Annotated in this window: 11 protein-coding genes; 5 read left to right on the plus strand and 6 right to left on the minus strand. The window is 73.0% G+C overall.

The window, feature by feature from the left end; genetic code table 11:
- Positions 1-101 precede the first annotated feature (101 nt).
- A complete protein-coding gene (locus tag ACFZCY_RS06735; RefSeq protein WP_391169948.1) occupies positions 102-1,100 on the minus strand; it encodes a Gfo/Idh/MocA family oxidoreductase in 999 nt (332 codons plus the stop codon).
- Positions 1,101-1,195: 95 nt separating this feature from the next.
- Here ACFZCY_RS06735 and ACFZCY_RS06740 point away from each other — a divergent pair, with 95 nt between their 5' ends.
- From ACFZCY_RS06740 to ACFZCY_RS06750, 3 genes are all read left to right on the plus strand, one after another.
- Positions 1,196-2,524, plus strand: coding sequence for a Bcr/CflA family efflux MFS transporter (locus ACFZCY_RS06740; RefSeq protein ID WP_391169949.1), 1,329 nt, complete (start codon positions 1,196-1,198; stop codon positions 2,522-2,524).
- Between the two features lie 17 nt (positions 2,525-2,541).
- Positions 2,542-3,600: a serine hydrolase gene (locus ACFZCY_RS06745; RefSeq protein WP_391170390.1), complete on the plus strand. Its 1,059-nt coding sequence runs from the start codon at positions 2,542-2,544 to the stop codon at positions 3,598-3,600.
- 89 nt (positions 3,601-3,689) lie between these two features.
- Positions 3,690-4,976 carry a cytochrome P450 gene (locus ACFZCY_RS06750; RefSeq protein WP_391169950.1) on the plus strand — a complete coding sequence of 429 codons (1,287 nt, stop codon included), beginning with the start codon at positions 3,690-3,692 and terminating at the stop codon, positions 4,974-4,976.
- On the opposite strand, the gene ACFZCY_RS06755 is transcribed toward ACFZCY_RS06750, so the two are convergent.
- Positions 4,977-5,987, minus strand: a complete 1,011-nt coding sequence (locus ACFZCY_RS06755; protein WP_391169951.1) for a small ribosomal subunit Rsm22 family protein — start codon at positions 5,985-5,987, stop codon at positions 4,977-4,979.
- A 248-nt stretch (positions 5,988-6,235) separates the two neighbouring features.
- On the opposite strand from ACFZCY_RS06755, the gene ACFZCY_RS06760 reads away from it, so the two are divergent.
- Positions 6,236-6,850 (plus strand): TetR/AcrR family transcriptional regulator C-terminal ligand-binding domain-containing protein, encoded by a 615-nt coding sequence (locus ACFZCY_RS06760; protein ID WP_391169952.1) that lies wholly within the window; start codon positions 6,236-6,238, stop codon positions 6,848-6,850.
- Here ACFZCY_RS06760 and ACFZCY_RS06765 read toward each other — a convergent pair.
- Complete coding sequence (locus ACFZCY_RS06765) at positions 6,837-7,748, minus strand: glycerophosphodiester phosphodiesterase family protein (protein WP_391169953.1); 912 nt, start codon at positions 7,746-7,748, stop codon at positions 6,837-6,839. The two genes, ACFZCY_RS06760 and ACFZCY_RS06765, sit on opposite strands and share 14 nt — an antisense overlap.
- 169 nt (positions 7,749-7,917) lie before the next feature.
- Between ACFZCY_RS06765 and ACFZCY_RS06770 the strand changes: the two genes are divergently transcribed.
- Positions 7,918-8,649 (plus strand): bifunctional DNA primase/polymerase, encoded by a 732-nt coding sequence (locus ACFZCY_RS06770; protein ID WP_391169954.1) that lies wholly within the window; start codon positions 7,918-7,920, stop codon positions 8,647-8,649.
- A gap of 9 nt (positions 8,650-8,658) precedes the next feature.
- Here the strand turns inward: ACFZCY_RS06770 and ACFZCY_RS06775 are convergent, their stop codons facing one another.
- Genes ACFZCY_RS06775 through efeB form a run of 3 tightly spaced genes read right to left on the minus strand, consistent with a single transcriptional unit; the run spans position 8,659 to position 11,780 of the window.
- Entirely contained in the window at positions 8,659-9,567 is a 909-nt protein-coding gene (locus ACFZCY_RS06775) for a hypothetical protein (RefSeq protein WP_391170393.1), read from the minus strand.
- The gene (gene efeU / locus ACFZCY_RS06780; protein WP_391169955.1) at positions 9,518-10,489 is read right to left on the minus strand and encodes an iron uptake transporter permease EfeU; all 972 of its coding nucleotides are present in this window, start codon (positions 10,487-10,489) and stop codon (positions 9,518-9,520) included. The genes ACFZCY_RS06775 and efeU overlap by 50 nt, the downstream gene beginning before the upstream one ends.
- Before the next feature lie 31 nt (positions 10,490-10,520).
- Positions 10,521-11,780 carry an iron uptake transporter deferrochelatase/peroxidase subunit gene (gene efeB, locus ACFZCY_RS06785; protein ID WP_391169956.1) on the minus strand — a complete coding sequence of 420 codons (1,260 nt, stop codon included), beginning with the start codon at positions 11,778-11,780 and terminating at the stop codon, positions 10,521-10,523.
- Positions 11,781-11,784: the final 4 nt, after the last annotated feature.

The raw sequence follows: 11,784 nt of genomic DNA on the forward strand, positions 1-11,784 counted from the left end.
TCCAGTTTTCATGCCGTGACGGAATGTCACTGGCACGATACGGGCACGATACTGGGCGAGTCGGGGCGCATCCAGAGCGGTTTGCGGCATCGCTGACCGGCTCAGCCCTCGCCCGGGTAGCGGACGCCGATCTCCGCCCGCGCCGCGTCCAGGGTGCGCATCACCGCCAGGCTGCCGGACAGGGGGACGAGGGGGGATTCGCGTTCGCCCGCCCGCAGGCAGCGCATCACCTCGGCCGCCTCGTGCTGGTAGGAGCGCAATGCCTCAGGGGCCGTGAACTCCTCCGGGTCGTGGCCCGGGCGGTGGAGGACGAAGTGGTCGGGGTGGAAGAAGCCGCGGGGGAACTCGATGCGGCCCGCCGAGCCCGTCACCGCCGCCGTCATGGGCGTGTCGGCGGTGAGGGAACAGCTCAGCAGCGCCACCGCCCCGGTGTCCCAGCCCAGCAGCAGGCCGGTGTTCACGTCGACGCCCTCCGGGGACAGCTCGGCGCGGGCCCGGACGTCGGCGGGTTCGCCCAGCAGGAGCTGGGCGAAGGACACCGGGTAGACCCCGAGGTCGAGCAGGGCGCCGCCGCCCTGGGCCGGGTCGCGCAGCCGGTGGCCGGGCTCGAACGGGCCGGGGAGGCCGAAGTCCGCGTGCACCGCGCGGATCTCGCCGATCGCGCCGTCGTGGACGAGGGCGGTCATGCGGCGGACGACCGGATCGCAGTACGTCCACATCGCCTCCATCAGGAAGCGGTCACAGGAGCGGGCGAGGCCGACCAGCTCGTCCGCCTCGCGCGCGTTCAGGGTGAACGCCTTCTCGCACAGCACCGCCCGGCCCGCCTCCAGGCACAGACCGGCCGCGGCGCGGTGGGCCGCGTGCGGGGTAGCGACGTATATCACGTCCAGCTCGTCATCGGCCGCCAGCTCCGCCCAGCTGCCGTACGAGCGGGGTATCCCGAACCGCTCGGCGAACCGTTTCGCAGACTCCGGGCTGCGTGAGCCCACCGCCGTGACCTGCGCGTCTTCCATGTCCAGCAGATCCGCCGTGAACGACGCGGCGATCCCGCCGGTCGCCAGGATCCCCCACCGCACGGGCTCGGCCTCGGTTCCGGACATCCGCTGCACCCTCGATCCCTCGGCTTAATCGGTCGTGAGCACACCGATTCAGCTGAGAGCATAGACAACGATTCAACGACTCATGGAAGGCCACAATGCAGCAGCCCGGCCAAACGGCCGCCGCTCCCGACCGGGTCCACAGACCCGAACCCTCTTCTCCCTCCTCCGCCGCCGCGCCCCAGGTCAGCGCTCCGCTGACCGCGCAGCGCCGTACGAGCCTCCTCGTCACGTTCGTCCTCGGCGGGCTCACCGCTCTCCCCGCCCTCTCGATGGACATGTACCTCCCGGCCCTGCCGGAGGTGACCGACGCGCTCCACAGCTCCGCCGCCACCGCCCAGCTCACCCTGACCGCCTGTCTGATGGGCATGGCGCTCGGCCAGCTCGTCGTCGGCCCGATGAGCGACAAGTGGGGCCGCCGCCGCCCCCTCCTCATCGGCATGGTGATCTACGTCATCGCCACCGCCATCTGCGCCTTCGCGCCGTCCGCCGGGCTGCTTATCGGCTTCCGGCTGCTCCAGGGGCTCGCCGGATCGGCCGGGATCGTGATCGCCCGCGCCGTCGTCCGCGACCTGTACGACGGCATCGCGATGGCCCGCTTCTTCTCCACGCTTATGCTGATCTCCGGCGTCGCGCCCATCGCCGCGCCCGTCATCGGCGGCCAGATCCTGCGCTTCACCGACTGGCGCGGCGTCTTCGTCGTCCTCACCGTGATCGGCGCCCTGCTCACCCTCGTCGTCTGGCGCTTCCTGCGCGAGACCCTGCCCGCGGAGCGCCGCCACGACGGCGGGCTCGGCGAGACGCTCCGTACGATGCGCGGGCTGCTCGCCGACCGCGCCTTCACCGGCTACATGCTCGCGGGCAGCTTCGCCTTCGCCGCCCTCTTCGCGTATGTCTCCGGTTCGTCCTTCGTCGTCCAGGAGATCTACGGCGCCTCGCCGCAGACCTTCAGCCTCCTCTTCGGGCTCAACTCGATCGGCCTCATCGGCATGGGCCAGCTCAACGGCCGGGTCCTCGTCGGCCGCGTCAGCATGGACAAGGTGCTGGCCGTGGCGCTGACGCTGATCGCCCTCGCGGCGACCGCGCTGCTGGTCCTGTCCGCCGGAGTCTTCGGCGAGGTCGGCCTGGCGCCGGTCGCGGCCTGCCTGTTCGTGCTGATGTCCTCGATGGGCCTGGCCATGCCGAACACCAACGCCTCGGCGCTGATGCGCACCCCGCACGCCGCCGGTTCCGCGTCCGCGCTGCTCGGCACCTCCACCTTCCTGCTCGGGGCCGCCGCCTCGCCGCTGGTGGGGATCGCGGGCGAGACCACGGCGGTGCCGATGGCCGTCGTCCAGCTGGTGTGCGCGCTGGCCGCCATGGCCTGCTTCATGGGACTCTGCCGTCCGTGGCAGCGACGCCCTCGAGCGAGCGTGACGGTGGCCTGAGCCATCTTCTGCGCACCGTGGAGGCGCTCCCCGAGGGGGAGCGCCCCTGGTGCGCGGGCGCGGTCGTGGCCGCCGGGACCGGCGCCGGGCCCCTGACGGAGGGCGCCTTCGGCTGGGCGGTGCGGTACGCCCGTCACGACCGCGAGCTGCCGCGCGGGCAGTGGGTCCCGACGCGCGCCGACACGGTCTTCGACCTCGCCTCGCTGACCAAGCTGTTCACCGCGATCGTGGCGGTGGGCTCGCTGGAGCGCGGCGAGATCGAGCTGGACGCCCCGGTCGCCCGTTACGCCCCCGAGTGCACGGCCGCCGCCCGCCACGGCATCACGGTGCGCCATCTGCTCACCCACCGCTCCGGCCTGGTCCCGGAGTTGCCGCTGTACGAGTACCACAGCGATGAGGAACGCTGGGCGCGGCTGTACGCCGAGCCGCCCGGCACCGCGCCCGGGGCCGCCCGCCGCTACTCCGACCTCAACCTGCTGCTGATGCAGCGGGTGCTGGAGCGGGTGACCGGCGGCTCGCTCGCCGACCTCGTCCACGACCGCGTCACCGGCCCGCTGGCCATGGCGTCCACCCGCTTCCGCCCGCCCCCGGGCTGGCTGCCGCGCATCGCCGCGACCGAGGACCAGCGGCGCCCCTGGGGCAAGCTCGACCGGGGCATGCTGCGGGGCGTGGTGCACGACGAGAACGCGTACGCGCTCGGCGGTGTCGCGGGCCACGCCGGGCTCTTCTCCACGGCGGCCGACCTGGCCGTGCTGTGCCGCACCCTGCTGGCGGGCGGCGGTCCGGTGCTCTCGCCCGCCTCGGTGGACCTGATGCTGACCGCGCCGGGGCTGGGCTTCGAGGTCGACCAGCCGTGGTTCATGGGCGGGTTGGCGGGCCGCGGCGCGGCCGGGCACACCGGCTTCACGGGCACCAGCCTGGTGCTGGACCGCTCCCGGGACTGCTATCTGATCCTCCTGGCCAACACCGTCCACCCCCGCCGCCGCCCCGGCGACAGCACTCCCAGGGCGGCGGCGGCCACCGCCCTGGCCCGCGCGCTCGATCCAGCCGGCCGAGCCGGTCGTGAGGGACCGTAAGGTTTCGTAACCGTACGGTTGTTGGCCCCGTGTGATCACTTCGCTAATCTCCCCGCACCACGCTGATCGCCATTTCGAGGAACGCCGCTGTGACACACCCCCAGGCTCCGCAGGACACCCCCGGCACACCGGACGCACCGGACACGCCTTCAGGGTGTCCCGTCCGTCCCCGGTCCCATGCCGAGGCGGAGCCGTTGTACGGGCCGCGGTACCTGCGGAACCCGGCCCGGAGCCACCGGCGGATGCGCGGCGCCCACGGCCAGGTCGCCCCGGTCCTGCTGGAGGGCGGCGTCCCCGCGTGGCTCGTCCTCGGCTACCGCGAGATACGCCAGGTGGTCACCGACGTCGAGACCTTCGGCCGCGACTCGCGCCGCTGGAACCGCTGGGACGAGGTCCCGGCGGACTGGCCCCTCATGCCCTGGGTGGCCCACAGCCCCATGATCCACTTCACGGAGGGGGACGAGCACCGGCGGCGTTCGGCGGCCGTCAGCGACGCGCTCGCCGTCATGGACCCCTTCGACCTGCGCGCGCGGTGCGAACGCTTCGCCGACGATCTGATCGACAAGTTCATCGGCAGCGGCACGGCGGACCTGGTGTTCGACTACGTCTACTCGGTGCCCGCCCTCGCCATGGGCACCATGTTCGGCCTGCCCGAGGAGCGGCTGGAGTACCTGGCGGAGGCGGTGACCGTCTCGCTGCTGTCCACCGACCAGGCCATGGCGGCCCAGCAGCGGGCGGCCGGGGAGGTGCGGCGGCTGGTGGAGGAGAAGCGTGAGACCCCGGGCCCGGACGTCACCTCGCGGTACCTCCACAACTGCCCCGACCTCACCGACGAGCAGCTGGTCGGGGACCTGATGGTGATGATGGCCGCGGGTATGCCCGCCGCGTCCTACTGGATCGGCAACACCGTCCGGCTGATGCTCACCGACGACCGGTTCGCCGTGACCCTCGCGGGCGGCCGCCGGAGCATCGGCGAGGCCATGAACGAGGTGCTGTGGGCGGACTCCCCGCTCCAGAACGTCATCGGGCGCTTCGCCACCCGGGACACCCGGCTCGGCGGCCAGTACATCCGCGCCGGTGACCTGCTCGTCCTCGGCTTCGCCGCCGCGAACGCGGACCCGCTGCTGTGGCCGGACGCCACGCCGGACTACGCCGGGAACAACTCGTACGTGTCCTTCTCCAGCGGCGACTACGGATGTCCGGCGGGCGCGCCCGAGCTGGGCAAGATCATCGCGGAGACGTCGATCGAGGTGCTGCTCGACCGCATCCCGGACCTGCGGCTCGCGGTCGAGCCCGGGGAACTGGAGTGGACGGAGTCGCTCTGGTACCGCTGCCTGTCGTCCCTCCCCGTCGTCTTCACCCCCGCACCCGTCTAGCTAGTCGTTCTCCGGGGGCGGCCAGGTGTCGCCCCAGGTGGTGTCGCGGGCGGCGCGGTAGAGGGGGCCGTGGCGCTTGGTCACGGTGTGGCGGGTCAGGCCCTCGTCGGGGGTGCACAGGTCCAGCAGGACCTGGCCCTTGCGGGTCTGGGGGTGGCGGGTGACACGGGCGGCCGGGGCCGGGGCGGGGAAGCGGGTCGCCACGACGTACGCGAACTTCTCGTCCTCGTGCCCCAGCGAGCCCCCCTTCACCTGGCGGTGCAGCGACGAACGGCTCACCCGCGCCGCGAAGTGGCACCAGTCGGCGCCCGGTTCGATGGGGCAGGCGGCGCTGTGCGGGCACGGGGCCAGGACGTTCAGGCCCGCCGATACGAGCTGGTCGCGGGCCTCGCGGATGCGCAGATAGCCGTCGGGGGTGCCGGGTTCGACCAGCACCACCGCCTGGCCGGTCCGGGCCGCCTCGCCGACGACGGTGCCGCGGTCGGCGGCGGTGAGTTCGCCCAGCACGTAGGAGACGGTGACGAGGTCCGTCGCGTCGGGGAGGGTGAGGTCCGCGGTGAGGGCCCGCCGCTGCCAGCGGGCCTCGCGCAGCGGGGCGGCGGGGGACTGCCGGGTCAGCTCGCGGCCGAGGGCGAGGGCGGGCTCGGCCCAGTCCAGGACGGTGGTGGTGTGACCGCCTTCCGGCCACGCGGCGGCCACGGCCCAGCTCGCCGCGCCCGTACCGCCGCCGATGTCCAGGTGCGAGGCGGGCACCCACTCGGGGGCGCGCTCGCGCAGGGCGTCGAGGGCGGCGCGTACGGCCTCGAAGGTCGCGGGCATCCGGTACGCGGCGTACGCGGCGACATCGGAGCGGTCGCGCAGAACGGGCGCGTCGGTCGGGGTGCGGCCCCGGTAGTTGGCGATCAGCCGGTCGACCGCCTGGGCCGCCTGGCGGGGCGGCAGCCCGTCGAGGAGCCCGGCGAGCGCGGTGCGCAGCGTCTCGGCGGTGGGGGCGGCGTGCGGGGCGTGCATTCCGTCGATTCTACGGGTGGTGCCGGCGCCCCGGGGCACGTCCGGCGCCAGAGCAACCCCGTCTGACCGGCTGGGGGCACCTCCCAGCGGTAGCTGGGGGCGAGCCGAAGGGGCGCGCCGGTGTCGAAAGGGAGAGCGCGCGCAGGCCCCGAGGAACGAGGGGCCGAGCACGGTCGACCGTCGACATCGGCTGTGGCGCCCCGGAGGCGAACCGAGCCTCACAAAGCCCGCCCGCTACATTGACCGGCATGGCTCCCAACGCGACCCGCCGCAGTGAACGTTCGCACCGCGCGATCCTCGATGCCGCACTCGAACTCGTCGCCGAGGTGGGCTATCCCAAACTCACCATCGAGGCCATCGCCACCCGCGCCGGGGTCGGCAAGCAGACGATCTACCGCTGGTGGCCGTCCAAGGCGGCCGTCCTCCTGGACGCCTTCGTCGCCCTCGGCGAGCGGGCCGCGCGGGAGGCGGAGGGGCCGGAGAGTGGGGAAGCGCACGCGTTCCCCGACACCGGCGACCTGGAGGCCGACCTCAAGTTGGTGCTGCGCGCGACGGTCGACGAGCTGCGGTCGCCCACGTACGACGTGCCGTACCGGGCGCTGGCCGCCGAGGGCATCGTGAACCCGGAGATCGCGGCGGAGTTCGCGAGCCGGGTCCTGGAGCCGTCGCTCCAGCTCTACGTCGAGCGGCTGCGCGCCGCCCAGCGGGCCGGGCAGGTCGCGGCCGACCTCGATCCGCGGATCGCCCTGGAGCTGGTGACCGCCCCGGTCACCGCCCGGTGGCTGCTGCGGACGCTGCCGCTCAGCCACGCGTACGCGGACGCCGTGGTCGAGATGGCGCTGCGCGGGCTCAGCCCCCGCTGAGGTCCCCGCCGGGTCCCCCGCCGGCCCGTAGCCGCACCGGGGTGGTGATCATCAGGCTCGGGGTGTCCGTGATGATCCCGTCGCATCCCAGCCGCACCATCCGGTCGCGCTGCCGGGGGGTGTTGACGGTGTGCGCCCACACATGGGGCACGCCGGAGGCGACGGCCCGCCGGATGTCCGCGTCCCGGGCCCGGTAGTCGACGTCCAGCAGGTCCACGAACCCGCGCCAGTCGCTGGGGCGGTCGTGGCGCATCTGCCGGGCGGACCGCCACAGCTGGGCCAGCAGCCCCATCCGGTGGGCCTCGCGGGCCACGTCCGGGTGGTTGGAGTTCACGTAGACCGAGCGGGTCAGGCCCCGGTCGCGGATCATGCGGGCCAGCCGGGGCAGTCCGGCCGGGTCCTTCGCCTCGACCATGAGCGTGGTGCGGCCGCCGAGCCGGTCCAGCGCCTCGGCCACCGTCGGTGGCCGCTCGGGCTTCCAGGCGCCGCGCAGGGTGGGGGCGGGGCGGAGGCGTACGGTGCGCCACTGGGCGGCGGTCAGGGCGTTCACGGGCCCGGTCCGGGACGTCGTACGGTCCAGCGTCGCGTCGTGCATGACGACGAGCGTGCCGTCGCGCAGGCTGCGGATGTCGAAGTCGAGGACCTGGGCGTCCTTGCGGGCCAGGGCGGTGGTCAGCCCGGCCATGCTGTTCTCGGGCACTTCGAGGGCGCCGCCGCGGTGGGCCGTGTAGATGATCCGCGGGGCCGCGGGGAGGGCGGCGGACCGGTCGTCGAGGCGCGGTTCCGGCGGGCGGGCGGCGGGGGAGACGGCCGGACGGGCGGTGGGGTACGCCAGGACGGCCGCCGGTATGGAAAGGGTGAGGACCGCCACACCGGTCAGAAAATACCTGGTGATCATAAAGCGAACGCTAGGGGTGCTCGTTCGGTTATGTCCTGATATCGGCACCCGGACGTGGGTCCCGTCATCACCCCGGATGCGGACACCGGCCACCTCGGGAGCAGGATGGTGGCAGCATTGATCGGGTACCGGCGGTACCGCCGGTCGCGGTGGTGAAGCGAGGCGATAGATGGAACGCAAGAGCAGGTTCACCCAGTGGCTGCGCCGGCCGAGAAGCGCGACGGGCGGCGATACCGGCTCGGGGGCGGGCGCCGCGGGCGCCCGCGAGGACCTGCTCCTGGCCGCGGCCGCCGCCGGATTCCCGCTCGCGCCCGCCGCGTACCCCTCCGGCTACGGCTGTTCCTGCGACCGCATCGGCTGTCCGACCCCCGCCCGGCACCCCGTCTCCTTCGCCTGGGCGACGCAGGCGTCGACCGACCCGGAGAAGGTCACCCGGTGGCTGCGCGCCGACCCGCAGGCCAACTTCATCACCGCCACCGGCCTCGTCCACGACGTGCTCGACGTCCCCCTCGAGGCGGGGCGGCAGGCCCTGGAGCGGCTGGGGGCCTCGGAGGTGGAGGTCGGGCCCGTCGCGACGAGCGGCGCGGATCTGCGGCAGGGACGGATGCTGTTCTTCACCGCCACGCGCGGCACGCCGGAGGACGAGGACGAGTGGTGGCCCTGCGAGCTGGACTGCCACCCCGAGACGATGGACGAGCACCCGGGGCTGCGGTGGCACTGCCGCGGCAGCTACGTGCTCGTACCCCCGGCCCGGCTGCCGGGGGACGGGCGCGTGGCGTGGCTCCTCGGGCCGGAGCGGCCGCTGCCGGATCCGCTGACGCTGCTGGAGGCGCTGACCGACGCGTGCCGCCTGGCCGTGGAGGAGGAGTACGAGGGTGCGGCGTGGCCGATAGGGCGGTAGCGGGTCGCGCTACTCGCCCTTGGCCCCCGTGACGCCTTCCAGGCGGTTGAGGAAGACCACCTTCGGGTCCGCCGCGTCCTTCGCGGGCACGCGGACGGCCGACTCGGCGACCCGGGTCAGCGTCACCGCCCTCTTCGCCTCGCCCGTCATCAGCGCCTTGACCTGCGGATCCGGGTTGGGCCTGAAACCCTTTGCCATGGTCTGCTTCTGGCGGTGGTGCGAGGTGAAGAAGACCACCGCGCCGCCGTCCTTCGTCCGCAGGCCCACCGGGGCGTCGGAGCCGCCGCCGGCCGCCGGAGTGTCGATGTACTGCGTCCAGAACTTCGGCGTCTTCTTGAACTTCGCCCGCGACTCCCGCATCCCCGACGTCGCCGAACCGTCCGCGAACGTGTCGCCCTTGCCCGTCATCAGGTAGTCGGTGTACGCGCCGCTCAGCTCGTCCGGCCGGACGGCCAGCCGGGGCGTGGCGCCCGTGGCCTTGACCGGCTTGGCCCAGCCGTCCTTGTCGGTCGCGAACGCCGGTACCTCGTCCTGGCTGAGGATCGACAGATACGCGGCCTTCCACGGCTGATCGGCGCCGTCCCTGGTGAAGACCACCAGCCACCGGTTGGCGTCCCGGTTGCTGTCGGTGTCCGCCACGAAGAACTTCGGCCACCCGATCTGCCGGGGGATGTGGAAGCTCGCGTCGGACAGCTTCAGCGGCGGGTAATTCGGGTTGCCCTGCGGGGAGTTGGCGTGCTGTGCCTTCAGGTCGGCCGTGCTGATCTCCTTCAGCGGGCCGGTCTCCACCTCGCTCACCACCGACGGATCCAGCTCCTGGTACGCCTTGTTGTACGTGGCGGTGAAGTCCTTGAGCGCCTCGGCGGCCTCAGCCTTGTCCACGGACGGTATGTTCTCCCGCTCGCCGTGCACCGTCATGCACCCCGTCAGCGTCATGCCCAGCGCCAGTACCGCCGCTGCGGTCGGAAGGACGGACGGCCGGCGGGGTGACCTGCGTGTCATGGGGCTGCGGCTCCTTCGGGGCTGCGTTGGACGGCGCCACCCTACCCGGGGCGAAGAAGAAGGTCAGCGTGGGGACCAGATACAGCAGCCACACTGTGACCTGGAGCCACGTGGGGTCCGGCTGGAAGTTGAAGACGCCCTTGAGCAGGGTGCCGTACCAGGTGTCCGGCGCGATCGTGGAGCTGATGTCGAACGCCTGGGAGTGCAGCCCCGGAAGCCAGTTCGCCTCCTGGAGGTCGTGGAAGCCGTACGCGAGGACGCCCGCCGCCACCACGACCAGCATGCCGCCCGTCCAGGTGAAGAACTTCGCCAGGTTGATCCGCAGCGCGCCACGGTAGAAGAGCCAGCCCAGCACCACCGCGGTGAGCAGGCCCAGGGCCGCCCCGATCAGGGGGTCCGCCGAGCCGTCGTTGCCCACCCGCACCGCGGCCCATATGAACAGCGCGGTCTCCAGGCCCTCGCGGCCCACCGCCAGGAACGCGGTGGCCACCAGCGCGCCGGTGCCCATGGCGAGCGCCGCGTCCAGCCTGCCGTGCAGTTCGCGCTTCAGATGGCGGGCGGTGCGCCGCATCCAGAACACCATCCAGGTCACCAGGCCGACCGCGATGATGGACAGCGAGCCGCCCAGCGCCTCCTGGGCCTCGAACGTCAGCTCCTGCGAGCCGAACTCCAGCGCCGCGCCGAAGGACAGGGCCAGCGCGATCGCTGCGCCGATGCCCAGCCACACCGGCCGCAGCGCGTCCCGGCGACCGGTCTTGACCAGGTAGGCGACCAGGATGCACACGATCAGGCTCGCTTCGAGCCCTTCGCGCAGCCCGATCAGATAGTTGCCGAACACGGGGTTCGCCTTCCTCTCGTTCTCTGTCCGGTCAGGTGAAAAGCGCCCTGCCCCACCAGTCGTCCGCGTCCCGGACGCCCGGCGGGATGGCGAACAGCGCCGAACCCACGTGCTGGATGTACTCGTTGAGCGCGTCGGAGCGCGCCAGGCGCCGCTGCAGCGGTACGAAGCCCTCGCGTACGTCGTGCTGGTACGCGAGGAAGAACAGCCCCGCGTCCAGCCGCCCCAGACCGTCCGTACCGTCGGTGAAGGAGTAGCCGCGGCGCAGGATGCGGATGCCGCCGTTGGAGTCCGGGTGGGCGAGGCGGACGTGCGCGTCGGGCAGCATCGCCTTCAGGTTGGGCGTATCGCGCTCGTGCTGCTTGCCGTACGGCGCGCCCTCGCCCTTGTCCCGCCCGAACACGTCCTCCTGCTCCTTGAGCGAGGTGCGGTCCCAGGTCTCGATGTGCATGCGGATGCGCCGCGCCACCAGGTACGAGCCGCCCGCCATCCAGGCCGGGCCCGCCTTCTCGCTCACCCACACGTGCTTGTCCAGGGCGGCGGCGTCGGTGCCGGGGATGTTCCGGGTGCCGTCCTTGAAGCCCATCATGTTGCGCGGCGTCTGGGCGTCCGGGGTGGTCGAAGAGGTCTTGCCGAAGCCCAGCTGCGACCAGCGGACGGCGACCTTGCCCATGCCGATGCGGGCCAGGTTGCGGATCGCGTGCACGGCCACCTGCGGGTCGTCGGCGCACGCCTGGACGCACAGATCGCCGTCGCTGCGGGCCGCCTCGAGGTCGTCGCCGGGGAAGGCGGGCAGGTCGATCAGCGCCTCGGGGCGGCGCCCCGCGATCCCGAACCGGTCCTTCCCCTTCTTGTCCTTGAAGAGGGTGGGGCCGACGCCGAAGGTGAGGGTGAGCCGGGACGGCTTGAGGCCCAGCGCCTCGCCGGTGTCGTCCGGCGGCGCCTCGACCAGGTCGCTGACCGCGCCGCCGCCGACCGCGTGCCCCTGGGTCATCCGGGCCGCCGCCTTCGTCCACTCCTTGAGCAGGTCGATCAGCTCGGCGCGGTCGTCGGTGGTGACGTCGAAGGCCGCGAAGTGCAGCCGGTCCTGGACGGCGGTGGCGATGCCCGCCTGGTGGGCCCCGTGGAAGGGGACGGCGCCGCCGCCGCTGTCGGCCGCCTGCCGGGGGCCGTCGTCGGCGCTCAGCGCGGCGGCGGTGCCCCCGGCCGCCGCGGCGCCGAGCGCGAGCCCGGCACCGCCCCAGCCCAGGAGGGCGCGGCGGGAATGGGAGGTCGTGGCCTCGTCGGTCATGACC

Origin of the sequence: Streptomyces sp. NPDC007983 (assembly GCF_042958345.1) — a bacterium.
Classification (GTDB): Bacteria; Actinomycetota; Actinomycetes; order Streptomycetales; family Streptomycetaceae; genus Streptomyces.

Excerpts from the sequence above, each read along its gene's own strand:
- ACFZCY_RS06735 (WP_391169948.1), bottom strand. The coding sequence starts at position 1,100 with ATGTCCGGAACCGAGGCCGAGCCCGTGCGGTGGGGGATCCTGGCGACC.
- ACFZCY_RS06775 (WP_391170393.1), bottom strand. The coding sequence starts at position 9,567 with ATGACGGTGCACGGCGAGCGGGAGAACATACCGTCCGTGGACAAGGCT.
- efeB (WP_391169956.1), bottom strand. The coding sequence starts at position 11,780 with ATGACCGACGAGGCCACGACCTCCCATTCCCGCCGCGCCCTCCTGGGC.
- ACFZCY_RS06760 (WP_391169952.1), top strand. The coding sequence starts at position 6,236 with ATGGCTCCCAACGCGACCCGCCGCAGTGAACGTTCGCACCGCGCGATC.
- ACFZCY_RS06740 (WP_391169949.1), top strand. The coding sequence starts at position 1,196 with ATGCAGCAGCCCGGCCAAACGGCCGCCGCTCCCGACCGGGTCCACAGA.
- ACFZCY_RS06765 (WP_391169953.1), bottom strand. The coding sequence starts at position 7,748 with ATGATCACCAGGTATTTTCTGACCGGTGTGGCGGTCCTCACCCTTTCC.
- ACFZCY_RS06770 (WP_391169954.1), top strand. The coding sequence starts at position 7,918 with ATGGAACGCAAGAGCAGGTTCACCCAGTGGCTGCGCCGGCCGAGAAGC.
- ACFZCY_RS06755 (WP_391169951.1), bottom strand. The coding sequence starts at position 5,987 with ATGCACGCCCCGCACGCCGCCCCCACCGCCGAGACGCTGCGCACCGCG.